Source organism: Streptomyces sp. NPDC058051 (assembly GCF_042885475.1).
Lineage (GTDB): Bacteria > Actinomycetota > Actinomycetes > Streptomycetales > Streptomycetaceae > Streptomyces.
Genome location: NZ_JBHVRW010000022.1, coordinates 45,303 through 71,381, shown reverse-complemented (window position 1 = coordinate 71,381; position 26,079 = coordinate 45,303). Strand labels below are relative to the sequence as shown.

19 protein-coding genes are annotated in these 26,079 nt (G+C 70.4%); 16 read left to right on the top strand and 3 right to left on the bottom strand.

What is annotated here, in order from left to right; genetic code table 11:
• The 16 genes from ACFVUT_RS28415 (at position 1) to ACFVUT_RS28340 (ending at position 21,083) form a co-directional block, all read left to right on the top strand.
• Complete coding sequence (locus ACFVUT_RS28415) at positions 1-678, top strand: GntR family transcriptional regulator (RefSeq protein ID WP_389653283.1); 678 nt, start codon at positions 1-3, stop codon at positions 676-678.
• Between the two features lie 332 nt (positions 679-1,010).
• Positions 1,011-2,192, top strand: coding sequence for an ROK family protein (locus ACFVUT_RS28410; protein WP_389653286.1), 1,182 nt, complete (start codon positions 1,011-1,013; stop codon positions 2,190-2,192).
• 342 nt (positions 2,193-2,534) lie between these two features.
• Positions 2,535-4,064, top strand: a complete 1,530-nt coding sequence (locus tag ACFVUT_RS28405) for a sugar ABC transporter ATP-binding protein (protein ID WP_389653289.1) — start codon at positions 2,535-2,537, stop codon at positions 4,062-4,064.
• On the top strand, positions 4,061-5,119 hold the full coding sequence (locus tag ACFVUT_RS28400) for an ABC transporter permease (protein WP_389653292.1): 1,059 nt from the start codon (positions 4,061-4,063) through the stop codon (positions 5,117-5,119). Before ACFVUT_RS28405 ends, ACFVUT_RS28400 begins: the two co-directional genes overlap by 4 nt.
• A 98-nt stretch (positions 5,120-5,217) precedes the next feature.
• A complete protein-coding gene (locus ACFVUT_RS28395; protein ID WP_389653295.1) occupies positions 5,218-6,255 on the top strand; it encodes a substrate-binding domain-containing protein in 1,038 nt (345 codons plus the stop codon).
• A gap of 68 nt (positions 6,256-6,323) precedes the next feature.
• The gene (locus ACFVUT_RS28390; RefSeq protein ID WP_389653297.1) at positions 6,324-7,562 is read left to right on the top strand and encodes a Gfo/Idh/MocA family protein; all 1,239 of its coding nucleotides are present in this window, start codon (positions 6,324-6,326) and stop codon (positions 7,560-7,562) included.
• Positions 7,563-7,574: 12 nt separating this feature from the next.
• Positions 7,575-8,579 (top strand): sugar phosphate isomerase/epimerase family protein, encoded by a 1,005-nt coding sequence (locus tag ACFVUT_RS28385; protein WP_389653300.1) that lies wholly within the window; start codon positions 7,575-7,577, stop codon positions 8,577-8,579.
• Between the two features lie 310 nt (positions 8,580-8,889).
• Positions 8,890-12,624 carry a ThuA domain-containing protein gene (locus ACFVUT_RS28380; protein WP_389653303.1) on the top strand — a complete coding sequence of 1,245 codons (3,735 nt, stop codon included), beginning with the start codon at positions 8,890-8,892 and terminating at the stop codon, positions 12,622-12,624.
• A gap of 132 nt (positions 12,625-12,756) precedes the next feature.
• Positions 12,757-13,875 carry an inositol-3-phosphate synthase gene (locus tag ACFVUT_RS28375; RefSeq protein WP_389653306.1) on the top strand — a complete coding sequence of 373 codons (1,119 nt, stop codon included), beginning with the start codon at positions 12,757-12,759 and terminating at the stop codon, positions 13,873-13,875.
• Complete coding sequence (locus ACFVUT_RS28370; RefSeq protein WP_389653308.1) at positions 13,872-14,921, top strand: SCO3242 family prenyltransferase; 1,050 nt, start codon at positions 13,872-13,874, stop codon at positions 14,919-14,921. Before ACFVUT_RS28375 ends, ACFVUT_RS28370 begins: the two co-directional genes overlap by 4 nt.
• Positions 14,918-15,775 (top strand): sugar phosphate isomerase/epimerase family protein, encoded by an 858-nt coding sequence (locus ACFVUT_RS28365; protein ID WP_389653311.1) that lies wholly within the window; start codon positions 14,918-14,920, stop codon positions 15,773-15,775. The genes ACFVUT_RS28370 and ACFVUT_RS28365 overlap by 4 nt, the downstream gene beginning before the upstream one ends.
• Positions 15,776-15,797: 22 nt before the next feature.
• Positions 15,798-16,460, top strand: coding sequence for an EboA domain-containing protein (locus ACFVUT_RS28360; RefSeq protein ID WP_389653314.1), 663 nt, complete (start codon positions 15,798-15,800; stop codon positions 16,458-16,460).
• Positions 16,460-17,308 (top strand): TatD family hydrolase, encoded by an 849-nt coding sequence (locus ACFVUT_RS28355; protein WP_389653317.1) that lies wholly within the window; start codon positions 16,460-16,462, stop codon positions 17,306-17,308. Before ACFVUT_RS28360 ends, ACFVUT_RS28355 begins: the two co-directional genes overlap by 1 nt.
• Before the next feature lie 4 nt (positions 17,309-17,312).
• A complete protein-coding gene (eboE, locus tag ACFVUT_RS28350; RefSeq protein WP_389653320.1) occupies positions 17,313-18,488 on the top strand; it encodes a metabolite traffic protein EboE in 1,176 nt (391 codons plus the stop codon).
• Positions 18,485-19,882, top strand: a complete 1,398-nt coding sequence (locus ACFVUT_RS28345) for an alkaline phosphatase family protein (protein WP_389653323.1) — start codon at positions 18,485-18,487, stop codon at positions 19,880-19,882. The genes eboE and ACFVUT_RS28345 overlap by 4 nt, the downstream gene beginning before the upstream one ends.
• 49 nt (positions 19,883-19,931) lie before the next feature.
• On the top strand, positions 19,932-21,083 hold the full coding sequence (locus tag ACFVUT_RS28340; RefSeq protein WP_389653326.1) for a sugar phosphate isomerase/epimerase family protein: 1,152 nt from the start codon (positions 19,932-19,934) through the stop codon (positions 21,081-21,083).
• 149 nt (positions 21,084-21,232) lie between these two features.
• Here the strand turns inward: ACFVUT_RS28340 and ACFVUT_RS28335 are convergent, their stop codons facing one another.
• The 3 genes from ACFVUT_RS28335 to frc form a co-directional block, all read right to left on the bottom strand.
• Positions 21,233-22,630: an OFA family MFS transporter gene (locus tag ACFVUT_RS28335; RefSeq protein ID WP_389653329.1), complete on the bottom strand. Its 1,398-nt coding sequence runs from the start codon at positions 22,628-22,630 to the stop codon at positions 21,233-21,235.
• A gap of 69 nt (positions 22,631-22,699) precedes the next feature.
• The gene (locus ACFVUT_RS28330; RefSeq protein ID WP_389653333.1) at positions 22,700-24,838 is read right to left on the bottom strand and encodes an acetate--CoA ligase family protein; all 2,139 of its coding nucleotides are present in this window, start codon (positions 24,836-24,838) and stop codon (positions 22,700-22,702) included.
• A gap of 2 nt (positions 24,839-24,840) precedes the next feature.
• Positions 24,841-26,070 (bottom strand): formyl-CoA transferase, encoded by a 1,230-nt coding sequence (gene frc / locus ACFVUT_RS28325; RefSeq protein ID WP_389653336.1) that lies wholly within the window; start codon positions 26,068-26,070, stop codon positions 24,841-24,843.
• Between the last annotated feature and the right edge of the window lie 9 nt (positions 26,071-26,079).

Sequence of the window (26,079 nt, the reverse complement as noted above, 5' to 3'; positions counted from 1 at the left end):
ATGTTGTCCGCAGGACTGCCGCACGGGACTGTGCCGAAGCTGGAACGGCCCGGTCCGCTACGTGAGCGTGTGTACGAGGCGCTGCTCGAACTCATAACGACACGTGCGCTCCGTCCCGGTCAGCACCTCGTCGAGAGCGAGCTGGCCGGTCATCTCGGGGTGTCCAGGCAGCCGGTGCGCGAGGCGTTGCAGCGGCTGAACACCGAGGGCTGGGTCGATCTCCGGCCCGCCCAGGGTGCGTTCGTCCATGAACCCACGGAGGAGGAGGCGGACCAACTGCTCTCGGTCCGCACCCTCCTGGAGGCCGAGGCCGCCCGCCTGGCCGCGGCCGGCTCCGGCGCCGAGGGCATCGCCGCCCTGGAGGAGCTCTGCGCCACGGGTGAGCAGGCCGTCGCCGACGACGACGTGGACCTGGCGGTCGCGACCAACGCGGCCTTCCACGCCAAGGTCATGGAGTTGGCGGGCAACGTCGTCCTGTCCGAACTCGCCGGGCAGGTGGACCGCCGGGTCCGCTGGTACTACACCCCGGTGGCCCGTCAGCGCGGCGCCCAGTCCTGGATCGAGCACCGCTCGCTCATCGCCGCGATCTCCTCGCGCGACGAGCGGCGGGCCACGGAGATCATGCGGGCGCACACGGAACACACGCGACGGACGTACCACGAGCGCGACCAGGGGTGACGAGGCGGCCGGGCAGGCAGCTCGGTGTGCACGGGGAAGGCCGGGGAAGGGCCGGGGCGTCGAGCCCCGGTCCTTCCCCGTTCTCCGTCTTCCGCGCGCGGACACGGCGGCGCGGAGACGGCGGCGCGGGGGTGCTGTGCGCCTCGGCGGGGCGTTCCGAGGGTGCCGGCCGATCACCGGCCGGTGATGTGGCCGGACGGCTTTGTCCTCGGTGTGGAGAAAGTTGCGACAGATTCCTGCGCAACTTCTTCCCACTCCCGGCAACCGCTGCTACGTTCCACTCGAAAGCCCGACGGAGAGGCCGATGTGGCGGGGAGGGGCGCGTGAGACGTATGACGGCACGACCCGCGAATGCGCATCAGGCGCGACTGCTGCGGCTGTTGCGCGACGGAGGGCCCAACTCCCGGGCACAGCTGGGGGACGAGGTCGATCTCTCCCGCTCCAAGCTCGCCGTCGAGGTCGACCGGCTGCTGGAGACCGGACTTGTCGTGGCCGACGGACTCGCCGCCTCCCGCGGCGGGCGTCGCTCGCACAACATCCGGCTCGCCCCGCAACTGCGTTTCCTCGGCGTCGACATCGGTGCCACATCTGTCGATGTGGCCGTCACCAACGCGGAGTTGGAGGTCCTTGGCCACCTCAACCACCCCATGGACGTACGCGAAGGGCCCGTCGCCATCTTCGAGCAGGTGCTGTCCATGGCGGCCAAGCTCCGGGCCTCCGGGCTCGCCGAGGGCTTCGACGGCGCGGGCGTCGGCGTACCCGGACCGGTCCGCTTCCCCGAAGGCATACCGGTCGCACCGCCGATCATGCCGGGCTGGGACGGCTTCCCGGTCCGGGAGGCGCTCAGCCAGGAACTGGGCTGTCCCGTCATGGTCGACAACGATGTGAACCTGATGGCGATGGGGGAGCAGCACGCGGGCGTCGCACGCTCCGTGGGCGACTTCCTCTGCGTCAAGATCGGTACCGGCATCGGCTGCGGCATCGTCGTCGGTGGCGGCGTGCACCGGGGGACGACCGGCAGTGCCGGGGACATCGGCCACATCCAGGTCGAACCCGAAGGACGCCCCTGTGCCTGTGGCAACCGGGGCTGCCTGGAAGCCCACTTCAGCGGTGCCGCGCTCGCCCGTGACGCCGAGGACGCGGCGCGGGCCGGGCAGTCGACGGAACTCGCGGGCCGGCTGGAGGCGGCCGGAAAGCTCACCGCCGCCGACGTGGCCGCCGCCGCGGCCGCCGGTGACGCCACCTCGCTCGACCTGATCCGCGAAGGCGGCAACCGGGTCGGCCAGGTCATCGCGGGACTCGTCAGCTTCTTCAATCCCGGACTGGTGGTGATCGGCGGCGGTGTGACCGGCCTCGGCCACACGCTCCTCGCCAGTGTCCGGACCCAGGTCTACCGGCAGTCGCTGCCGCTGGCCACCGGAAACCTTCCCATCGTGCTGGGCGAGTTGGGACCGGCCGCCGGAGTGATCGGCGCGGCCCGGCTCATCAGCGACCACCTGTTCTCACCGGCCTGACACCCGGACCGGCAGCACACGGCACCCACCGGAACCACCGGCGGGCGGCAGAACCACCGGAAGCACCGAGACCACCGGTACGGCACACCACACCCCCGGTTCGCGACGCAACACCACCGGAACCACCGGTGCGGCACACCACACCCCCGGCACCCACCGGCGCCACCGGCACACGACACCACACCACCTGAGCCACCCGTACGGCACACCACACCCTCCGGCACATACCGGTACCTGCCGGGATCACCCGCACCACCCGCACGTGTGCCGCCCACACCCGCACCACCGCACCTGGTACAGCCCTGCCCGCTCACCGGCCCGCACCCGCCGAGGGGAATCGTCATGGCACCAGAACCACCCCTGCTCACCATGTCCGGCATCACCAAATCGTTCCCCGGAGTGCGTGCCCTCGACGGCGTGGACCTGGAGGTCCAGGCCGGCGAAGTCCACTGCCTCCTCGGGCAGAACGGCGCCGGCAAGTCCACCCTCATCAAGGTGCTCGCCGGAGCCCATCAGCCCGACGGCGGCGAGATCACCTGGCGCGGCCGACCGGCCGCCCTCAAGTCGCCGATCGCCGCGATGCGCCTGGGCATCGCCACCATCTACCAGGAACTCGACCTCGTCGAAGGGCTGTCGGTCGCCGAGAACGTCTTCCTCGGCCATGAACCCACCACCGCCCGCTTCGTCGTCCGCACCCGCCAGGGCCGTACGGCCGCCGCCGCACTGCTCAAACGCCTCGGCCACCCGGAGATCGACCCGGCCCGGCCGGTCGGTGAGCTGTCCGCCGCCCAGCAGCAGATCGTCTCCATGGCGCGGGCGCTCTCCCACGACGTGCGGCTCATCGTGATGGACGAGCCGTCCGCCGCACTCGACCCCGACGAGGTGGACAACCTCTTCCGGATCGTCGCCGCGCTCACCGCCGACGGAGTCGCCGTCGTCTACATCTCGCACCGGCTGGAGGAGATCCGCCGGATCGGTGACCGGGTGACGGTGCTCAAGGACGGCCGCGCCGTCGCCGTGGGGCTGCCCGCCGAGTCCACACCGACCCGCGACATCGTCGCCCTGATGACCGGCCGCAACGTCGAATACGTCTTTCCGCCGCGCCCCGCGAACAGCGCGGGGACGGCCGGGCGGGCGGAGCCGGTGCTGAAGGTCGAAGGGCTGACCAGAAAGGGCGAATTCGCCCCGGTGGACCTGGAACTGAGGCCCGGCGAGATCGTCGGCCTGGCCGGACTCGTCGGTTCGGGACGCTCCGAGATCCTGGAGACCGTCTACGGCGCCCGCAAACCGACCGCCGGACGGGTCACCGTGGCGGGCAGGCAACTCCGGCCCGGGAGCGTCCGCGCGGCCGTCGCCGCGGGCATCGGCCTCGCCCCCGAGGAACGCAAGGCGCAGGCGCTGCTGATGCTCGAATCCGTCACCCGCAACGTCTCCGTCTCCACGATGTCCCGCTTCTCCCGGGCGGGCTGGATGGACCACGGGGCCGAGCGCCGCGCGGCCCGCGCCGCCACCCGTGAACTCTCCCTGCGCCCCGACAATCCGGACACCCCCGTGCGTACGCTCTCCGGCGGCAACCAGCAGAAGGCCGTCCTGGCCCGCTGGCTGCTGCGCGGCTGCCGGGTCCTGCTGCTCGACGAACCGACCCGCGGCGTCGACGTCGGCGCCCGCGCGGAGCTCTACGCCGTGATCCGCCGGCTGGCCGACGAAGGCCTCGCCGTACTGCTCGTCTCCAGCGAGGTGCCCGAAGTGCTGGGCCTCGCCGACCGGGTGCTGGTGCTCCGCGAGGGCCGCGTCGTGCACGCGGCGGACGCCCGGGAGCTCGACGAGCACCGCGTACTCGACCTAGTGATGGAAGGGAGCCCGACGTCATGACGCAGCCCGTCTCCTCGGCGCAGCAGGGCGGGCCGGACAAGGGGGCCGTCCCCGCCCCGGTCGCCGAACCCCGTGAACCCCGCAAGAACGACGGACCCTCGCGCACCTTCGGACTGCGCGTGGACGTCCGCAACCTCTCGCTCCTCGGCGTCCTCGCCGTACTGATCGCCGTCGGCGGGTTCACCGAGCCCGACGCCTTCCTGGACACCGGAAACCTTCAGCTGATCCTGACCCAGTCGTCCGTCATCGGGGTCGTCACGGTCGGGATGACCTTCGTCATCACCAGCGGCGGCATCGACCTGTCGGTCGGGGCGATGGTCGCGCTCGCCTCCGTCTGGGCGACCACGCTCGCCACCCAGGAGTACGGCTTCGCGGGGATCCTGCTCACCGCGATGATCGTCGGACTCGGCGCCGGCCTGGTGAACGGCGTGCTCGTCGCGTACGGCCGGATGGTGCCGTTCATCGCCACGCTGGCCATGCTCGCCTCCGCCCGCGGGCTCGCCCTCCAGATCACCGACGGCAAGACGCAGATCGTCACCGTCAAGTCGGTCCTCGACCTGGGGCTGCCCGACTCGTACGTCCTCGGCATCCCGCCCCTGGTCATGATGTTCGCCGCGGTGACCGTCATCGGCTGGCTGGTGCTGAACCGTACGACCTTCGGACGGCGTACGGTCGCGGTCGGCGGCAACGCGGAAGCGGCCAGGCTGGCCGGTATCGACGTACGACGGCAGCGGCTCTACCTCTATCTGCTCTCCGGACTGTGCTGCGGCATCGCCGCCTTCATGCTGATCATCCTGTCCGGCTCGGGACAGAACACCAACGGCAATCTGTACGAGCTCGACGCCATCGCGGCAGCGATCATCGGCGGCACCCTGCTCAGCGGCGGACGCGGCACCATCGTCGGCTCCGTACTCGGTGTCCTCGTCTTCACCACCATCACCAACATCTTCGCGCTCAACAATCTGCAGAGCGATGTCCAGCAGATCGCCAAGGGCGCGATCATCGTCGCCGCCGTCCTGGTCCAGCGCCGCACCTCGGCGCACGGGGAGACCTGAGCCCCGGCGCACACCCGGCCGCTCGGCACCTCCCGCCCACCCACCGCCCCGTTCGCCACCTGTGACACGTCACGCACCGGATGAAGGGTTTGACAGCCATGCCAGAAACCAGCCGCAGAGGACTGCTCTTCGGCACCGCAGCCGTCTCCGCGGGCGCCCTCCTCACCGCCTGCACCAGCAACGAGCCCAAGAAGTCGGAGACCGCGCCGAGCAATCAGCCCGCCTCCGACGACAAGCCCGGCAAGCCCGTCACCATCGGCTTCGCGGGCCCGCAAGCCGACCACGGCTGGCTCAACGCCATCAACGAGAACGCCAAGTCGCGGGCCGCGAAGTACTCCGAGGTGACCCTGGAGAGCACCGAGGGCTCCAACGACACCGCCGCCCAGATCGGGCAGGTCAAGACCCTCATCAACAAGAAGGTCGACGTCCTCGTCATCCTCCCCGCCGACGGGAAGGCGCTCACCCAGGTCGGACTGGAGGCGATGAGGGCGGGCATTCCCGTCGTCAACCTGGACCGGATCTTCGCCTCGCCGCAGGCCTACCGCTGCTGGGTCGGCGGCGACAACTACGGCATGGGCCTCAACGCCGGCACGTACATCGGCGAACAGCTCAAGGGCAAGACGGGCGCGAAGGTCGTCGAGCTGGCCGGCATCGACAACCTGGAACTCACCAAGCAGCGCAGCCAGGGCTTCGCCGACGCTCTGAAGAACTACTCCAACATCGAACTGGTGGCCCGTCAGGCAGCCGACTTCACCGTCGAGTCCGGCCAGGCGAAGATGGCCCAGCTCCTCCAGGCGCAGAAGAAGATCGACGCCCTGTGGAACCACGACGACGACCAGGGTGTGGGCGCGCTGCGCGCCATCCAGCAGGCGGGCCGCGACGAGTTCCTGATGGTCGGCGGCGCCGGGGCCAAGTCCGCGATGGACGCCATCAAGGCCGACAACAGCGTGCTGAAGGCCACTGTTCTCTACCCGCCGACGATGGCCGCGTCCGCCATCGACCTCGCCCGCGCCCTCGCGCAGGGCAAGGGCGTGAGCGGCCTGGCCGAACTGGAGATCCCGACCGGTCTCACCCTCTACTCGGCCGTCGTCACCAAGGAGAACGTCGACCAGTACCTGCCGACGGGCTTCAGCTGATCCGCCCCGTAGGAGGGTGCTGACCCTCCTGCCGCACTCACCGAACGACCGACGAGGAGGAAGCCCGGATGGCTGGTAGGGAAGAGACGGATCAGGAGGCCGCAGCGCCGCCGACGCAGCCGCCGACGACGAGCGCGCCGACGCTCGGAGTCGGCATGGTCGGATACGCGTTCATGGGCGCCGCCCACTCGCAGGGGTGGCGCACCGCGGGACACGTCTTCGAGCTGCCGATGAGACCGGCTCTCGCCGCGATCTGCGGACGCGACCGGACGGCGGTCGACGCGGCGGCGGCCCGCCACGGCTGGGCGGCGGCCGAGACCGACTGGCGGGCCCTCATCGCCCGGGACGACGTGCAGCTCGTCGACATCTGCACGCCCGGCGACAGCCATGCCGAGATCGCCATCGCCGCCCTGGAGGCGGGCAAACACGTGCTCTGCGAGAAGCCGCTCGCCAACACCGTCGCCGAGGCCGAGGCCATGGTCGAGGCCGCGGAGCGCGCCGCGGCACGCGGCCAGGTGGCGATGGTGGGCTTCAACTACCGCAGGGTGCCCGCGATCGCCTACGCCCGGCAGCTGATCGCCGAGGGACGGATCGGCACCCTGCGGCACGTGCGCGCCACCTATCTCCAGGACTGGCTCGTCGATCCCGAATCACCCCTCACCTGGCGGCTGAAGCGGGAACAGGCCGGCTCGGGAGCGCTCGGCGACCTGGGGGCGCACATCGTCGACCTGGCCCAGTACCTGGCGGGCGAGCTCCTGACCGGGGTCTCGGCGGTCAGCGAGACGTTCGTACGCGAACGGCCCCTGCTCGCCGGTGCGTCGGCCGGGCTCTCCGGCACCGCGGACGCGGCCGTACGGGGAGCGGTGACCGTCGACGACGCGGCCCTGTTCACCGGTCGGCTCGCCTCCGGTGCGCTCGCCTCGTTCGAGGCGACCCGCATGGCCGCCGGACGGAAGAACGCGCTGCGGCTGGAGATCAACGGGGAGCTGGGCTCGCTCGCCTTCGATCTGGAACGGCTCAACGAACTCTCCTTCCACGACCACACCGAACCGGCCGCCACGGCGGGGTTCCGGCGCATCCTCGTCACCGAACCCGCGCACCCGTACCTGGAGGCGTGGTGGCCGCCGGGCCACGCCCTGGGCTACGAGCACACCTTCATCCACCAGGCCCGTGACCTGGTGCGGACGATCGCCGAAGGGAGCGCGCCCACGCCGTCGTTCGCCGACGGACTACAGGTGCAGCGGGTGCTCGCAGCAGTGGAGGAGAGCGCCGAGAAGAACTCCGTACACACCCCCGTAGTTGTCTAGGAGGTCCTGCGCATGCCCCGTCCCTTCACACTCTTCACCGGCCAGTGGGCCGATCTGCCGCTGGAGGAGGTCTGCCGGCTCGCCCGGGACTTCGGATACGACGGGCTCGAACTCGCCTGCTGGGGCGACCACTTCGAGGTCGACAAGGCCCTGACCGACCCCGGCTATCTGGACGGGCGCCGGCAACTGCTCGACAAGTACGGACTGAAGTGCTGGGCGATCTCCAACCACCTCGTCGGCCAGGCCGTCTGCGACAACCCGATCGACGAGCGGCACCAGGGGATCCTGCCGGCCCGGATCTGGGGCGACGGTGAACCCGAAGGGGTGCGCCGCCGGGCCGCCGAGGAGATCAAGAACACCGCCCGCGCGGCTGCCGCCTTCGGGGTGCGCACCGTGATCGGCTTCACCGGCTCCTCGATCTGGCACCTGGTCGCCATGTTCCCGCCCGTCCCGCCGCACATGATCGAACGGGGCTACGAGGACTTCGCCGAGCGTTGGAACCCGATCCTGGACGTCTTCGACGCGGAGGGGGTGCGGTTCGCCCACGAGGTGCATCCCAGCGAGATCGCGTACGACTACTGGACCACGCACCGCGCACTGGAAGCCGTCGGACACCGGGCCGCCTTCGGGCTGAACTTCGACCCCAGCCACTTCGTCTGGCAGGACCTCGACCCGGTGGGCTTCCTGTACGACTTCCGCGACCGGATCTACCACGTGGACTGCAAGGAGGCCCGGAAACGCCTGGACGGCCGCAACGGCCGCCTCGGCTCCCATCTGCCGTGGGGCGACCCGCGGCGCGGCTGGGACTTCGTCTCCGCCGGACACGGCGACGTGCCGTGGGAGGACGTCTTCCGGATGCTCCGGTCCATCGAGTACGAGGGCCCGGTCTCCGTGGAGTGGGAGGACGCGGGGATGGACCGGCTGGCAGGTGCGCCCGAGGCGCTTGCCACGTTGAAGCGGTACGACTTCGACCCGCCGTCCGCGTCGTTCGACGCGGCGTTCGGGGGCGGCGACTGACGGGTCGCCCGAGGGGCGGCGCCGTCTGAGGGGCGGTGCCGCCGGGCCGGGGCGGGGTGGGCAGGGAGCCCGCCGCCCCGCGCTCACCCCTGCCCTCACCCCGCTTTGTCCTGACGCGGGAAAAAGGTCAACATGACCGCTGCGTAAGGGCTTTCCGTCCTGGACGAACCGGTCTACCGTCCAAATCGTGTACATGACATAACCCGGGTCACCGGCGCCTCTCAGGTCCCGTATGACCTGCGCGGCAGTCCCCGCGCAGAACGTCACGGCAGCACCCGCCCGTACCACCGGCACTTTCCGGAGGACACTCGTGCACCGAACCAGAAGCAGGAGCGGATACGGGAGCAGTTCCCGACTCCGCGTACGTAAATCTCTCGCGCTCCTCACCGGCGGCCTGCTCGCAGCGGCCACTCTCGCTCTGGGCTCCTCGCCCGGAGCGGCCGCGGCGGGACCGTCCTCGCCGGCCGCCGCCGACGTGGCGGCCGAGGAGTTCCAGCAGGTCACCCTCGCCAAGGGCGCGGCCGAGACCGGCGAGCCCATGTCGCTGGCCGTGCTCCCCGACCGGAGCGTGCTCCACACCTCGCGCAGCGGCGAGCTGCGGATCACCGACAGCGCGGGCAACACCAGGGTGTCCGGCGTCCTCCCCGTCTACTCGCACGACGAGGAGGGCCTCCAGGGCGTCGGCATCGACCCGGAGTTCACCGAGAACCGGGCGATCTACCTCTACTACGCGCCCCCGCTGGACACCCCGGCGGGCGACGCCCCCGAGACCGGGACCGCCGCCGACTTCGCCAAGTTCGACGGAGTGAACCGGCTCTCCCGCTTCGTCCTCGACGAGGACGGCACCCTCGACCTGAGCAGTGAGAAGAAGGTCCTCGACATCAAGACGTCGCGCGGCATGTGCTGCCACGTCGGCGGGGACATCGACTTCGACGCCCAGGGCAACCTGTACCTGTCGACCGGTGACGACTCCAACCCGTTCGCCTCCGACGGCTACACCCCCATCGACGAGCGCCCCGACCGCAACCCGGCGTTCGACGCCCGGCGCACTTCGGGCAACACCAACGACCTGCGCGGCAAGATCCTGAGGATCAAGGTCGCCGACGACGGCTCGTACACCGTTCCGGAGGGCAACCTCTTCGCGCCGGGTACGGACAAGACCCGCCCCGAGATCTACGCGATGGGCTTCCGCAACCCGTTCCGCTTCAGCGTCGACAAGGCCACCGGCATCCTGTACGTCGGTGACTACGGACCGGACGCGGGGGCGGCCGATCCCAAGCGCGGACCGGCCGGACAGGTCGAGTTCGCCCGGGTGACGGAGCCGGGCAACTTCGGCTGGCCCTTCTGCACCGGCGCCAACGACCCGTTCATCGACTACGACTTCGCGACGCAGACGTCCGGAGCGGCCTTCGACTGCGCGGCCCCGAAGAACACCTCGCCGCACAACACGGGCCTGGTCGACCTGCCGGCGGCGCAACCCGCCTGGATTCCGTACGACGGCGGTTCCGTGCCCGAGTTCGGCACCGGCTCGGAGTCCCCGATGGGCGGACCCGTCTACCACTACGACGCCGATCTCGACTCGCCGGTGAAGTTCCCCGAGGCGTACGACGGTGACTTCTTCGCAGGTGAGTTCGGCCGACAGTGGATCAAGCGCATCGAGCAGGACAGCGACGGCACCGTCCGGTCCATCAACGACATCCCCTGGTCCGGAACCCAGGTGATGGACATGGCGTTCGGCCCCGACGGGGCGCTGTACGTCCTGGACTACGGCCTCTCCTGGTTCGGCGGCGACGAGAACTCCGCGCTCTACCGCATCGAGAACGCCACCGGCGGACGCTCGCCCGTCGCCGAGGCGTCGGCGAACAAGACCTCCGGCACCGCACCGCTCAAGGTGAAGTTCTCCTCCGCGGGCACCACGGACGGTGACGGCGACGCGCTGACCTTTGCCTGGGACTTCGGCGACGGCGGAACCTCCACGGCCGCCGACCCCACGTACACGTACAAGAAGAACGGCACCTACACCGCCACGGTGACCGCCACGGACCCCGACGGGCGCACCGGCTCGGCCAGCGTCCACGTGACCGTGGGCAACACGGCACCCACGGTGAACCTGGAACTCCCCGGCGACGGGCAGCTGTTCGAATTCGGTGACAAGGTGCCGTTCAAGGTGACGGTCACCGATCCCGAGGACGGCACCATCGACTGCTCCAAGGTCGAGGTCCGCTTCGTCCTCGGCCACGACAGCCACGGACACCCCATCACCACCGTCAACGGGTGCTCCGGCACGATCAACACCACCATGGACGGCGGGCACGACCCGAACGCCAACATCTTCGGTGTCATCGACGCCTCCTACACGGACGGCGGGGGCGGCGGTCAGGCGGCCCTGTCCGGCCACGACCAGTCACAGCTCCAGCCCCGCCACCGGCAGGCCGAGCACTTCACCTCGTCGTCCGGCGTGAAGCTGTACGACAAGGCCGCCGCACACGGCGGTAAGACGGTCGGCGACATCGACAACGACGACTGGATCTCGTTCAAGCCGTACATCCTCGACGGAACGACCAAGCTCACCGCCCGGATCTCCTCCGGCGGCGCGGGCGGCTTCCTCGAAGTACGGTCGGGATCGGCCACCGGCAAGATCCTCGGCTCCGCACCGGTGCCGGTGACCGGCGGCTGGGAGACCTTCCAGGACATCGACGTACCGCTGCGCGGTGTTCCCAAGAAGGCCACCGAACTCTTCCTCGTCTTCAAGGGAGGAGCCGGGGCGTTGTACGACATCGATGACTTCGAGCTCTCCGACAGCCCGCCCGACCGGACCGCCAAGCGGGTCCTGGTCTTCTCGAAGACGGCCGGCTTCCGGCACGACGCGATTCCCGAGGGCATCGCCGCGCTGAAGGAACTCGGCCAGGGCAGCAACATCACCGTCGACGCGACCGAGGAGGCCGGCCAGTTCACGACCAGCAACCTGGCCCGGTACGACGCCGTCGTCTTCCTCTCGACCACCGGTGACGTGCTCAACGCCGATCAGCAGAAGGCGTTCGAGAACTACATCACCACCGGCGGCGGCTACCTCGGCGTCCACGCGGCGGCGGACACCGAGTACGACTGGCCCTTCTACGGCGGACTCGTCGGCGCGTACTTCTCCGGACACCCCGCCATCCAGCCCGTCACCGTCCGCGTCGAGGACCACAAGCACCCCGCCACCGCGCACCTCGACGACGCCTGGGAGCGGACCGACGAGCTGTACAACTACCGCACCAACCCGCGTGACCAGGTGAAGGTGCTCGCCACCCTCGACGAGACCACCTACACCGGCGGCACCATGAAGGGCGACCACCCGATCACCTGGTGCCAGACCTACCAGGGCGGCCGCTCCTTCTACACCGGCCTCGGCCACACCAAGGAGTCCTACGCCGAATCGGACTTCCGCCAGCTTCTCCTCGGCGGCCTGCGGTACGCGGCCGGCCAGGTGAAGGCCGACTGCAAGCCCGGCACCGGATACCGGCCGATCTTCAACGGCAAGACGCTCGAAGGCTGGAAGCAGGCCGGGCCCGGAAAGTTCGACGTCGTCGACGGTGAACTCCGCTCCCAGGGCGGCATGGGCCTGCTCACCTACCAGGCCAAGGAGCTCGGCGCGTACTCGCTCAAGCTCGACTGGAAGATGGAGGGCGACGACAACTCCGGTGTCTTCGTCGGCTTCCCCGAGTCCGACGACCCCTGGTCCGCGGTGAACAACGGCTACGAGGTCCAGATCGACGCCACCGACGCGCCCGACCGCACCACGGGCTCGATCTACACCTTCAAGGCGGCGAACATCAAGGCCCGTGACCAGGTCCTGCGACCGCCCGGCCAGTGGAACAGCTACGAGATCAAGGTCCAGGGCGAACGTCTCCAGGTCTTCCTCAACGGAGTGAAGATCAACGACTTCACCAACACCGATCCGGTACGGAGTCTGAAGAACGGCTACATCGGCCTCCAGAACCACAGCGCCGATGACCATGTGTCCTTCCGCAACATCGAGTTGAAGGAACTGCCCTCCGCCTAGAGCGGTCGTTCCGGCCGACGGCGGGCGGGGCAGGAATCCCGTCCCGCCCGCCGTCACCACCCGACCCCGTTCTCTCGTCGTACAGCGCCACTTGCTCTGCCCAGCCAGGACCCCCAGTAAGGGAGGCAGCCCGTGTCAGCACCCGCCGTTCGTACCGGAGTCTGGTTCATCGGAGCACGCGGCTCCGTCGCCACCACCGCGACAGCGGGGTGCGCGGCGGTCGCAGCGGGGCTCCACCCGGCGGCAGGCATGGTCACCGAGACACCGCCGTTCGCCGACAGCGGGCTGCCCGCCCTCGCCTCGCTCGTCTTCGGCGGCCACGACACCGCCGGCTGCCCCCTGCCCAAACGGGCCGAGGCGCTGGCCGCCGGGGGAGTGCTGCCGCACGGTCTGCCGTCGGCCGTACACTCCGAACTCGCCGCCGCCGACGTGGAGATACGTCCCGGCGGGCCCCTGCCCGGTGACACCCGCGGCGACGAGGAGCTGATCACCGCCTTCGCCGCCGATCTCGCGGACTTCGGGCACCGCAACGGCCTGGCCCGCACCGTCGTGATCAACGTCGCCTCCACGGAACCCGTCCCGGCCCCCGGCGAGCAGCGGCTCCCCGCCAGCTCGCTGTACGCCGCGGCAGCACTCCGGGCCGGCTGCCCGTACATCAACTTCACCCCGTCCACCGGACTGCGCACCCCCGCCCTGCGGGACGCCGTCGCGGGCAGCGGACTTCCTCACGCGGGCCGCGACGGCAAGACCGGCCAGACCCTGCTCCGCTCCGTACTCGCCCCGATGTTCGTGCAACGCGCCCTGCCCGTACGGGCCTGGTCGGGCACCAACCTGCTGGGCGGCGGGGACGGCGCGGCACTGGCCGACCCGGGCGCGGCCGCGGCCAAGAACGCCGGCAAGGAACGCGTCCTCGCCGACACGCTCGGTACCGCCCCCGAGGGCGAGGTCCACATCGACGACGTACCGGCCCTCGGGGACTGGAAGACGGCCTGGGACCACATCGCGTTCGACGGATTCCTCGGGGCGCGCATGGTCCTCCAGACGACCTGGCAGGGCTGCGACTCCGCACTGGCCGCACCCCTGGTCCTGGACCTCGCCAGACTGGTGGCCCGCGCCCATGAGAGGGGGCTGGCCGGACCCCTGCCCCAGCTCGGCTTCTACTTCAAGGACCCGGACGGAGGCCCGGCGGCGCTCTTTGAGCAGTACACAGCACTGCTCGCCTTCGCCGACACACTGCGGGGGGAGCGGTGACGGTACGGGCCTGGGCCGAACTGCTGCGGGTCTCGGCGCTGTTCACCGTTCCCGGCGACGCACTCGCCGGGGCGGCGGCGTCGGGCCGCTGCCCCGACCGCGGCACCGCGCTCGCCGTCGGCGCGTCGCTCTGCCTGTACGAGGCGGGCATGGCGCTCAACGACTGGGCCGACCGTGACGAGGACGCCGTCGACCGCCCGCACCGCCCGATCCCCTCGGGCCGCATCGCACCCGGTGCGGCCCTGACGGCGGCGGGCGCGCTGACAGCCGCGGGCCTGGGTCTCGCCGCCCGGGCCGGCCGCCCGGCCCTCGCCGTGGCCACAGGACTGGCGGCGACCGTCTGGGCGTACGACCTCCGTCTCAAGCACACCCCGGCGGGACCGGCGGCGATGGCTGCGGCACGAGGACTCGACCTGCTGCTCGGAGCCACCGCCACCGGCCCGGCGACCGCCCCTGCCTCTGCTTCCGGCTCTGTCTCTGCTTCCTCCGCCGCCTCCGCTTCTGCTTCCGCTTCTGCTTCCGCTTCTGCTTCCGCTTCGCGTGGCTTCGTGCGCGGTGCGCTCCCGGCCGCCGGCCTGCTCGGGGCACACACCTACGCCGTCACCGCCGTCTCACGGCACGAGGCGCAGGGCGGGTCCACCATCGCCCCCCTCGCGGCGCTCGCGGCCACCGCAGTCCTGGGCGCCGCAGCCCTGCGGGGGCAGCGCGGATCCGAGGGGACGGCCACGGATCCGGGGCGCGGCGGGAGCACAACGGCGACGCACCGGTCGTCGACCGCCCCCGCCGTCAGCAACGGCACCGCCTCCCGCCTCATCCGCACCGCGCTCACCAGCAGCTACGTCCGTACCGCCGCAGGACCCCTCCTCCACGCCGCGCTCAATCCGTCCCCGCCGCTCACCCAGCGCGCCGTCGGCGGAGGCATCCGGGCGATGATCCCGCTCCAGGCCGCCCTCGCCGCCCGCGCCGGAGCCTTCGGAACGGGGCTCGCCGTGATGGGCCTCGTGCCGCTCGCCCGCACCCTCGCCCGGAAGGTGAGCCTCACATGACGATCCGCTTCGGCTACGGCACCAACGGGCTCACCGACCTCCGCCTGGACGACGCCCTCGGACTCCTCGCCGATCTCGGCTACGACGGGGTCGGCCTGACCCTCGACCACATGCACCTCGATCCCCTCGCGCCCGACCTCGCCACGCGCACCCGCCACGTGGCGTCCCGGCTCCAGGAACTGGGCCTCGGCGTGACCATCGAGACCGGCGCCCGCTACATCCTCGACCCCCGCCGCAAACACGGCCCGTCCCTCCTCGACCCGGACCCCGAGGCCCGCGCGGCCCGCACCCGGCTGCTCGTCCGGGCCGTCGGCATCGCCGCCGACCTGGGCGCCCACGCCGTGCACTGCTTCAGCGGCGTCACCCCGCCGGACACCTCCCCCGACACCGCCTGGCAGCGGCTCACCAGCTCCCTCGACCCCGTCCTGGACGCCGCAGCCCGGGCCGGCATCCCCCTGGCGATCGAACCCGAGCCCGGACACCTCCTCGCCGATCTCGCCGGCTTCCACCACCTGCGCGTCCTCAGCGGCGACCCACCACCGCTCGGGCTCACCCTGGACATCGGCCACTGCCAGTGCCTGGAGCCCGTCCCGCCCGCCGACTGCGTGCGCGCCGCCGCCCCCTGGCTGCGGCACATCCAGATCGAGGACATGCGCCGGGGCGTCCACGAACACCTCCCGTTCGGCGAGGGCGAGATCGACTTCCCACCGGTGCTCGAAGCGCTCGACGCCCTCGGAGAGACCGGCTACCACGGCCTCACCGTCGTCGAACTGCCCCGCCACTCGCACGCCGGCCCCGAACTCGCCCGCACCTCCGCCGAATTCCTCCGCAAGCACAGTCCGTCGAGCCGCTGACACCGCCGAAGGGAGCAACGCCATGCCGACCCCGACGACCGCCCCACTGCTGAACCGCGAGGAACTCGACGCACGGCTCGGCGGAGCCGCACGCGCCTGGCTCGACGAAGCCCTCGCCGAAGCCGAACACGCCGCCTCCCACGAGGACACCGGACAACCGGGCGCCCGGTACGCCGCACCGCCGTGGGAACTGCGGTACGCCGCCGCCGGCCGCTACTGCGGACTCGAACACGCCGACTCCGTACGCGTCCTCCTGATCGTCGAGGCCCGCGCCGCGCTGCCCGCCCTGACCCGGCTGTACGAGCAGGGCACCGCCGCCGAACGACGCGCCGTCCTGCTCGGCCTGCACCGGCTCGACCTCGGCCCCACCGCCCTGCCGCTCGTCGAGGACGCCCTGCGCACCAACGACACCCGGCTGGTCGCCGCCGCCGTCGGCCCGTACGCGGCCGCCCACCTCGACCCGCACAACTGGCGCCACGCCATCCTCAAGTGCCTCTTCACCGGCGTACCCGTGGCAGCCGTCGACCAACTGGCGCGGCGCTCGCGCGGCGACGCGGAACTCGCCCGCATGCTCGGCGACTTCGCCGCCGAACGCACCGCCGCCGGCCGCGACGTCCCCGCCGATCTCACCCGGGTGCTCGATCTCACCACTCCCGGCCGCGCCGCCCCCACGGAGGAGTCCTGATGCGCATCTTCGACCCCCACATCCACATGACCTCCCGCACCACGGACGACTACCGGGCGATGTACGACGCGGGCGTCCGCGCCCTCGTGGAACCCTCCTTCTGGCTCGGCCAGCCCCGCACCTCGCCCGCCAGCTTCTTCGACTACTTCGACGCCCTGCTCGGCTGGGAACCCTTCCGCGCCGCCCAGTACGGCATCGCCCACCACTGCACGCTCGCCCTCAACCCCAAGGAGGCGAACGACCCCCGCTGCACCCCCGTCCTGGACGCGCTGCCCCGCTATCTCGTCAAGGACTCCGTCGTCGCCGTCGGCGAGATCGGCTACGACTCCATGACCCCGGCCGAGGACACCGCCCTGGCCGCACAGCTCCAGCTCGCCGCCGACCACGGCCTGCCCGCCCTCGTGCACACCCCGCACCGCGACAAACTCGCCGGACTGCACCGCACCCTCGACGTCGTCCGCGAGTCCCACCTCCCCCCGGAACTGGTCCTGCTCGACCACCTCAACGAGACGACCGTGCGGGACGCCCTGGACAGCGGCTGCTGGGCCGGCTTCTCCATCTACCCCGACACCAAGATGGACGAGGACCGCATGATCGCGATCCTCCGGACCCACGGAACCGAGAAGATCCTGGTCAACTCGGCCGCCGACTGGGGCAGGAGCGACCCGCTCAAGACCCGCAAGGTGGGCGACGCGATGCTCGCCGCCGGATTCGACGAGGAAGACGTCGACCAGGTGCTCTGGCGCAACCCCGTCGCCTTCTACGGGCAGAGCGGCCGGCTCCAACTCGACCTCGCCGCACCAAAACCGCTCCACGAGGGCAACTCCGTCCTGCGCGGCGGGGAGTGAGGCGATGCGCTTCCGGCACCCCGACGGCTCCACCGTCCACCTCTCGTACTGCACCAACGTCCACCCCGCCGAAACACTCGACGGAGTGCGCACCCAACTGCGCGACCACTGCGAACCCGTCCGCAAGCGCCTCGGCCGGGACAGGCTCGGCATCGGCCTCTGGCTCGCCAGGGACGCCGCCCGCAGCCTGATCAACGACCCGTCCCTGCTGCGGTCCCTGCGCGTCGAACTGGACCGCCGCGGCCTTGAGGTCGTCACCCTGAACGGCTTCCCGTACGAGGGCTTCGGCGCCGACGAGGTCAAGTACCGGGTGTACAAGCCGGACTGGACGGATCCGGAACGGCTCGCCCACACCACGGACCTCGCCCGGCTCCTCGCGGGACTGCTTCCCGACGACGTCACCGAAGGCACCATCTCCACCCTCCCGCTCGCCTGGCGCACCCCCTTCGACTCCGACACCGCGGCGGCCGGACGCGCACACACCGCGCTCACCACGCTCGCGCAACGCCTCGACGCACTGGCCGAACTCACCGGCAAGTCCATCCGCATCGGCCTCGAACCGGAGCCGGGCTGCACGGTCGAGACCACCGGCGACGCCATCGCACCCCTCGCCGCCGTCGGACACCGACGCATCGGCATCTGCATCGACACCTGCCACCTGGCCACCTCCTTCGAGGATCCCGACACCGCCGTCGACGCACTCGGCGCCGCCGGCATCCCGGTCGCCAAGGCGCAGCTCTCCGCCGCACTGCACGCGGAGCACCCCCACCTTCCCGACGTACGGACCGCGCTCGCCTCCTTCGCCGAGCCCCGCTTCCTCCATCAGACCCGCACCCGCACCGCCGCCGGGCTGCGCGGCACCGACGACCTCGACGAGGCGGTCACCGGCCGGGCCCTGCCCGACGGCGCCCCCTGGCGCGCCCACTTCCACGTCCCCCTGCACGCGCCTCCCGCGCCCCCGCTCACCTCGACCCTCCCCGTGCTCCGCACCACGCTGGCCCGGCTCGTCGGCGGCGCACACCCCCTCACCAGCCACCTGGAGGTCGAGACGTACACCTGGCAGGCGCTCCCGGCCGCGCTGCGTCCCCGAACCCGCGCCCAGCTCGCCGACGGCATCGCCGCCGAACTCACCCTCGCCCGCGACCTCCTGGTCGACCTCGGCCTCAAGGAGCTTCCATGACCGCAGCCGAGCAGGCCGCCGCGCCCACCCCCCTCCTCGTCCTCGACGTCGTCGGCCTCACCCCACGGCTCCTCGACCACATGCCGCACCTCAAGGCGCTGGGACAGTCCGGCACCCACGCCCCCCTCGGTACCGTGCTGCCCGCCGTCACCTGCGCGGCCCAGTCCACCTTCCTCACCGGCACCACCCCCGCCGAGCACGGCATCGTCGCCAACGGCTGGTACTTCCGCGAGCTCGGCGACGTCCTGCTCTGGCGCCAGCACAACGGTCTGGTCGCGGGGGACAAACTCTGGGACGCCGCCCGCCGCGCCCACCCCGGCTACACCGTCGCCAACATCTGCTGGTGGTACGCGATGGGCGCCGACACCGACATCACCGTCACCCCGCGCCCCGTCTACTACGCCGACGGGCGCAAGGAGCCCGACTGCTACACCCGTCCGCCCGCCCTGCACGACGAACTCACCGAGAAACTCGGCACGTTCCCCCTCTTCCACTTCTGGGGCCCCGGCGCCGACCTCGTCTCCTCCCAGTGGATCATCGACGCCACCCGGCACATCCTCGACACCCGCCACCCCGATCTGGCCCTGTGCTACCTCCCGCACCTCGACTACGACCTTCAGCGCTACGGCCCCGACGACCCGCGCGCCTACCGCGCCGCGGCCGATCTCGACCGGGCCGTGGCACCCCTGCTGGACGACGCGCGCCGCGAGGGCCGCACCGTCGTCGCCCTCTCCGAATACGGCATCACGCGCGTCGACCGGCCCGTCGACATCAACCGGGCCCTGCGCCGGGCCGGCCTGCTGGAGGTCCACACCCAGGACGGCATGGAGTACCTGGACCCGATGGCATCACGCGCCTTCGCCGTCGCCGACCACCAGCTCGCCCACGTCTACGTACGCCGCCCCGAGGATCTCGACGCGACCCGCGAAGCCCTCCGGGACATCCCGGGCATCGATCAGCTCCTCGACGACGAGGGCAAGAAGGCCCACGGCCTCGACCACCCGCGCTCCGGCGAACTGGTCGCCGTCGCCGAGCCGGACGCCTGGTTCACGTACTACTACTGGCTCGACGACGCCCGCGCGCCCGACTTCGCCCAGCTCGTCGAGATCCACCGCAAACCCGGCTACGACCCCGTCGAACTCTTCCTGGATCCCCAGGACCCGTACGTCCGGGTCAAGGCCGCCGCGGCCGTCGCCCGCAAGAAGCTCGGCATGCGCTACCGCATGGCGGTCGTGCCGCTGGACCCGTCACCGATTCGCGGCAGCCACGGCCGCCTTCCCGCGAGCGACGAGGAAGGTCCGCTCATCCTGTGCTCCACCCCCCACGCGTTCACCGGGCCCGTCCGGGCCACCGAAGTGAAGTCCTTGCTCCTCCAGCTCGCCGGCCTCGCCTGAGACCGGTCCCCGCCCAGCGTTTCGAGCATCTTCGAGAAAGAGAGAGACCGTGACCGCGTACAACGACGAACCCGGAACGGACCACGCCCTGCGCCGGAGCCTCGGCGTCAGCCGCCGCAGTTTCCTGAGCACCTGCACAGCCGCCGCGGCGGGGGCGATCGCCGCGCCCGTCTTCGGCGCCTCGCCGGCCTTCGCCCAGCCCGCCTCCGGCAAGGGAAACGGCGTCGGCCAGGCTCTGGTCCCGGCGGACAGACGAGGAATCATCCTCTACACCGTGCGCGACGCCACGGGGCGGGATCCGCTCGCCACCGGACTTCCCTCGGGCTTCCGCGGGGTCTTCGAGCAACTGGCCCGCTACGGCTACCGGCAGGTCGAGTTCGCCGGATACGGTCAGCACGCCAACGCACCGGGCGGAAGCAACCTCGAATCGGTGCAGGGCGCGAAGCTGCTGCGCTCGTGGCTGGACGAGTACGGTCTGCGCGCCCAGGGCAACCACGGCTTCATCCCGTCGTCCTGGCCGCTGACCCAGAGCGACCTGGACCAGTTCAAGCGCCACCTCGACATAGCCAACATCCTCGGCATGGACCACATGGGCACCGGTGGAGACCCCACCGGCAGCGCCTACCGGGCCGACTGGGACGTGGCCGCCGACAAGTGGAACACGCTGGGACGGATCGCCCAGCGCGCCGGCATCAAGCTGTACACCCACAACCACGACGCGGCCTACGGCTTCCTGCTCGACGGCGGTCCGCTGGACGATCAGGGCCGCCCGACCCGCAGCTCCGGCATCCGCAAGCTGGAGTACTTCCTCCAGGCCACCGACCCGAAGTCCGTATGGCTGGAGATGGACATCTACTGGGCGCACGTCGCCCAGTACAAGTTCCACACCTACACCGCGCACGACGGATCGCAGCGGGAGAAGATCTTCGACCCGGCGGCACTCGTCAGCCGCAACACCAAGCGCTACCCGCTGTTCCACGCCAAGGACGGCATCGTCAACACGACCAGCGGCGAAGGTTACGACATGGTTCCCTTCGGCACCGGGGTCATCGACTACCGGACGTTCTTCCGCCGCGTCGGGGCGAAGAACTACCACAACCCGATGATCGAGCAGGACAACGCACCGAGCGCGACCGACCCCGCGCAGTCCCTGAACCATGCGCGGATCGGCTACGACAACCTGGCGGCACTGCGCAAGTAGAAATGTCATCAGCACCGGACGGGCGGGCCGCGCCGCACCCGCATCCCTGACGGCGGGGGAGCGGCGCGGACACCCGCCCGATGACGTCAGGCACCGTGCGCTCCGACGAGCGCACGGTGCCTGACGAGGTCATCCCTCGCGGGACCGGGTCAGACTGCTTCCCGGCTGATCGGCTGCGGATTGGGGACGATGTCCCGTACCCGGGGCCGCCCCGGCTGCTTCAGCATCAGGGCGATGCAGGCCGCCACCATGGAAATCCCCCCGGCCAGGGCGTAGGCGCCGTTGTATCCCCAGGCGTCGACCACCATGGAGCCGAGACCGCCGCCGAACAGACCACTGATGAGCTTTCCGCTGTACACCAGCCCGTAGTTCGTGGCGTTGTAGTTCTCGCCGAAGTAGTCCGGGGTCAGAGCGGCGAACATCGGGTAGAAGGCGCCGCCGCCGAAGCCGGAGAGGAACGCGAAGAACAGGAAGAGCCATTCGTTGTGCAGGTTGCCCGCCCAGATCACGCCGAACTGGGCCAGACCCAGCACGACGATGACGAAGACGAGGGTCGGCTTGCGGCCCCAGAGGTCCGACAACCAGCCGACGACGGCGCGGCCGACCCCGTTGATGACGGACATGACGCCCATCGAGGAGGCCGCGACCAGCGGTCCGAAACCCACTTCCTTGGCGAAGTCCACCTGGAACGAGATACCGAAGATGGACACACCCGCCGTCAGCACGATGGTGACCCACATCAGCGGAAGCATGCCCGTCCGGATGGCCTCCTTGGGTGTGTACTGCTTCACCGCGGGAGGATTCTTCGCCAGGCTCGCCGCACTCTTCGCGTTGCCCGCGAAGTTCAGCGGATCGATGTCGGCGGGCCACCAGTTCTTCGGCGGGTCCTTGAAGAACCAGGCGCAGACCGCGACCACGATCAGTACATAGACGCCGATGAGGTCCAGGACCTCGTGGAAGTTGCCGGTGTCGAACGCGTAGTTGAAAATGAAGATGAAGGGTAACGCGCCATAGGCGAAACCGCCGTTCACGAATCCCGTCTTCGCCCCGCGCCGTTCCGGGAACCACTTTCCCACCATGTTGATGCAGGTGGCGTATATGAGCCCGGAGCCCAGTCCTCCGACGACGCCGAAGCCGCAGATCGCCGCGAACACGTTGTCCAGATGCGAGAGCGCGACGAAGCCGACGAGACAGAGTGCGGCTCCGGCGAACATGGCCCGGCGCGCCGTGAGTATCCCTCGCTCGCGCAACCACCCCGCGGGGAAGGCGATTCCCGCCTGGAAGAAGACCCACACGCTCAGGATCCAGAAGGTGTTGCTCTGCGACCAGCCGTGGGCCTCGGAGAGGGTGTCCTCCGCGGAGCCGTACGCGTACTCGGACACGCTGATGGCCATCATCGCGATCCACGGCAGATACACCATGATCTTGCGGTTGTGACCGAGGAGATCCCGGTCCGTCTCACCGACGCGATAGACGCGGCCCTTGCCGTCCGTCACTTCCCGGAACACGGCATCTGGCGCGCCGCCCGGTCGTTCGTCTGTGCTCATGAGTCTCCCCTTGGCTTCGAAAGAACCTGGCCAGCGCCCCCTGTCCAAACTCTCCGTGCCTGGGAAGGGTCAGGTCAGCAGCCCCGCGGCCCTTGCCCAGCGGTACTTCGCACCGAGCGCCGCGACCGGCTTCTCGGTGGTGTAGGGGTAGGCCACGACACCGTGCTCGAAGAGGTACGCGCAGGCCTCCTCGACCTCGGTGTCACCGGCCAGCGACGCCACGACGGGTTTGACGATCCCGCGCTCCCGGAACTCACCGACCACCCGGGCGGTCAGCTCGGCGAAGACCATCGGCGGCGTGACGATCGTGTGCCAGTAGCCCAGGACCAGCGCGTGGATGCGCGGATCCTCCATGCCCAGACGGATCGTCGCCTCGTACGTCGACGGGGGTTCGCCGCCCGTGATGTCGATGGGGTTGCCCGCCGCACCGAACGGCGGAATGAACGCCTTGAAGGCCGTGTCCAGATCCGGTGGGATCTCCATCAGCGCGAGCCCGTTGTCGACGATCGCGTCCGACAGCAGCACCCCCGAACCGCCGGCGCCCGTGATGATGACGATGTTGTCGCCCTGCGGCGTCGGGAGCACCGGCAGCGCCCGCGCGTACTCCAGCATCTCGTTCAGCCCCGGTGCCCTGATCACCCCGGCCTGGCGCAGGATGTCGTCGTACACCGCGTCGTCGCCCGCGAGCGCGCCCGTGTGCGAACCGGCCGCCTTGGCGCCCGCGCTCGTACGGCCCGCCTTCAGCACCACGACCGGCTTCTTCGGTACGGTCGCCCGCGCCGCCGCCACGAACGCGCGCCCGTCCTTGAGATCCTCCAGGTGCATCGCGATGCACTGGGTGCGGGGGTCCTCGCCGAACCAGGTCAGCAGGTCGTCCTCGTCGATGTCGGACTTGTTGCCGAGCCCCACGATCGCCGAGACGCCGGTCTTCGTCGAACGGGCGAAGCCGAGGATCGCCATGCCGATGCCACCGGACTGGGAGGTCAGCGCCACCCCGCCCTTGACGTCGTACGGGGTGCAGAAGGTGGCGCAGAGGTCCTGCCACGTCGAGTAGTAGCCGTAGATGTTCGGCCCGAGCAGGCGGACACCGTACTGCTCCGCGATCGCCACGATCTCGTCCTGCAGGGCCTGTTCACCGGTTTCGGCGAAGCCGGACGGGATCAGGACCGCGTTCGGCACACCCTTGCGTCCCACCTCCCGGAGCGCCGGGGCCACCAATCTGGCGGGGATCGCGAAGACCGCCACATCCACCTCACCGGGAACGTCGGTGACACTCTTGTACGCCTTGCGGCCCAGAATGTCATCGGCCCGGGGGTTCACCGGATGGATCTCCCCGGAGAAGCCCCCGTCGATGAGATTGCGCATCACCGCATTGCCGATCTTGCCCTGCTCGTTGGAGGCGCCGATCACGGCGACCGAGCGCGGCTCCATCAGCCGGCGCATCGAGGCGAGGATCTCCTCGCGGCCGTAGGCGCGCCGGGGCCGGACGGCCCGCGTCGTCAGCAGGATGCGGATGTCCGCCGCGACCGCGCCCTCCGGCGAGGCGATCACCGGATTCAGATCCACCTCCGCGATCTCCGGGAAGTCCGTGACCAGGTGGGAGACCCGCCTGATCTGCTCGGCCAGCGCCCACCGGTCCACCGGCGGCGCGCCCCGCACCCCGCGCAGGATCTCCGCCGCGCCGATCGAGTCGAGCATCGACCGCGCCTCGTCGGCGGTGACCGGTGCCAGGCGGAAGGTGATGTCCTTCAGTACCTCCACCAGGACGCCGCCGAGTCCGAAGGCGACGACCTTCCCGAACGTCGGGTCGGTCACCGCACCGATGATGACCTCCTGTCCCGGCGGCACGAGCTGCTGCACCTGTACTCCGTCGATGCGTGCGCCGGGCGCGTACGCGCGCACGTTCTCGATGATCCGGCGGAACGCGTCCCTGACCTCCGAGGCCCCCTCCACGCCGACGACGACACCGCCCGCGTCGGTCTTGTGCAGCACGTCGGGGGAGACGATCTTCAGGACGACCGGTCCGCCGAGCCGATCCGCGCAGGCCACCGCCTCGTCGACGTCCTGGGCCAACTCCTCACCGGGCACGGCGATTCCGTACGCGTCCGCGACGGTCCTTCCCTCGGGGGCGGTGAGCGCGCTGCGTCCGGCGGCCCGGACGGAGTCGAGCAGTTCCCGCACCCGTTCGTGATCCTGTGATTCGATCATGCTCAGATGACTCCGTTCGTCTTCAGCAGCCGCAGTTCCTCGTCGCCGAGGCCCAACTCGCCGACGTACACCTCTTCGTTGTGCTCGCCGAGCAGGGGCGACGTCACCACGTCCACGGGGGAGTCGGAGAGCTTCAACGGGGATCCGACGGTGGTGAACGTGCCGCGTTCCGGGTGCTCGACCCGGACGACCATCTCGTTGGCGACCAGGGACTCGTCCTCGATGATCTCCTTGGTGGAGAGGATCGGGCCGCACGGAATGTTGTGGGTGTTGAGCCGCTCCAGCACCTCCCACTTGGGCAGCGTCGAGGACCACTCCTCGATGAGCTGGAACATCTTGCCGAGCTTGGGCAGCCGGACCTCGGGTGTCGCCCACTCGGGGTCGTCGGCCAGTTCCGGCCGCCCGATGAGGGCCGAGAGCGGTGGCCAGCCGACCGGCTGCACGATGACGTACACGTAGTCGTTGGGCCCCCCGGGAGCGCATTTCACCGCCCATCCCGGCTGCCCGCCGCCGCTGGCGTTCCCGCTGCGTGGCACCTCGTCACCGAAGTCCTCGTTCGGGTACTCGGCCAACGGGCCGTGGGCGAGACGCTGTTGGTCGCGCAGCTTCACCCGGCAGAGATTGAGCACCGCGTGCTGCATGGCGACGTTCACGCGCTGACCGCGACCGGTGTTCTCGCGCTGGAACAGTGCGGCCAGGATGCCGGCCACCGCATGGATGCCGGTGCCCGAGTCGCCGATCTGCGCACCGGTGGCGAGCGGTGGGCCGTCCTCGAAACCGGTCGTGGACATCGAGCCGCCCATCGCCTGGGCCACCACCTCGTACGCCTTGAAGCCGGTGTAGGGGCCTTCGCCGAAACCCTTGATGGAGGCGTACACGATCCGCGGGTTGATCTCCTGGATCCGCTCCCAGCCGAACCCCATCCGGTCGACGGCGCCCGGCCCGAAGTTCTCCACCATCACGTCCGAGCGGCGGATCAGTTCGGTGAGGATCTCCTTCCCGCGTTCGCTCTTCGTGTTGAGAGTGATGCTCCGCTTGTTGCAGTTGAGCATCGTGAAGTAGAGGGAGTCGACGTCCGGCAGATCGCGCAGCTGCCTGCGGGTGATGTCGCCGGTCGGCGCTTCGAGCTTCACCACGTCCGCGCCGAGCCAGGCGAGCAGCTGGGTGGCGGAGGGACCGGACTGTACATGCGTCATGTCGAGGACGCGCACGCCCTCAAGAGCTTTGGTCATGCCGACGGC

Bases quoted from the DNA above. Each gene is read 5' to 3' on its own strand.
- ACFVUT_RS28415 (WP_389653283.1), top strand. From the start codon at position 1: ATGTTGTCCGCAGGACTGCCGCACGGGACTGTGCCGAAGCTGGAACGG.
- ACFVUT_RS28410 (WP_389653286.1), top strand. From the start codon at position 1,011: ATGACGGCACGACCCGCGAATGCGCATCAGGCGCGACTGCTGCGGCTG.
- ACFVUT_RS28405 (WP_389653289.1), top strand. From the start codon at position 2,535: ATGGCACCAGAACCACCCCTGCTCACCATGTCCGGCATCACCAAATCG.
- ACFVUT_RS28400 (WP_389653292.1), top strand. From the start codon at position 4,061: ATGACGCAGCCCGTCTCCTCGGCGCAGCAGGGCGGGCCGGACAAGGGG.
- ACFVUT_RS28395 (WP_389653295.1), top strand. From the start codon at position 5,218: ATGCCAGAAACCAGCCGCAGAGGACTGCTCTTCGGCACCGCAGCCGTC.
- ACFVUT_RS28390 (WP_389653297.1), top strand. From the start codon at position 6,324: ATGGCTGGTAGGGAAGAGACGGATCAGGAGGCCGCAGCGCCGCCGACG.
- ACFVUT_RS28385 (WP_389653300.1), top strand. From the start codon at position 7,575: ATGCCCCGTCCCTTCACACTCTTCACCGGCCAGTGGGCCGATCTGCCG.
- ACFVUT_RS28365 (WP_389653311.1), top strand. From the start codon at position 14,918: ATGACGATCCGCTTCGGCTACGGCACCAACGGGCTCACCGACCTCCGC.
- ACFVUT_RS28360 (WP_389653314.1), top strand. From the start codon at position 15,798: ATGCCGACCCCGACGACCGCCCCACTGCTGAACCGCGAGGAACTCGAC.
- ACFVUT_RS28355 (WP_389653317.1), top strand. From the start codon at position 16,460: ATGCGCATCTTCGACCCCCACATCCACATGACCTCCCGCACCACGGAC.
- eboE (WP_389653320.1), top strand. From the start codon at position 17,313: ATGCGCTTCCGGCACCCCGACGGCTCCACCGTCCACCTCTCGTACTGC.
- ACFVUT_RS28345 (WP_389653323.1), top strand. From the start codon at position 18,485: ATGACCGCAGCCGAGCAGGCCGCCGCGCCCACCCCCCTCCTCGTCCTC.
- ACFVUT_RS28335 (WP_389653329.1), bottom strand. From the start codon at position 22,630: ATGAGCACAGACGAACGACCGGGCGGCGCGCCAGATGCCGTGTTCCGG.
- ACFVUT_RS28330 (WP_389653333.1), bottom strand. From the start codon at position 24,838: ATGATCGAATCACAGGATCACGAACGGGTGCGGGAACTGCTCGACTCC.
- frc (WP_389653336.1), bottom strand. From the start codon at position 26,070: ATGACCAAAGCTCTTGAGGGCGTGCGCGTCCTCGACATGACGCATGTA.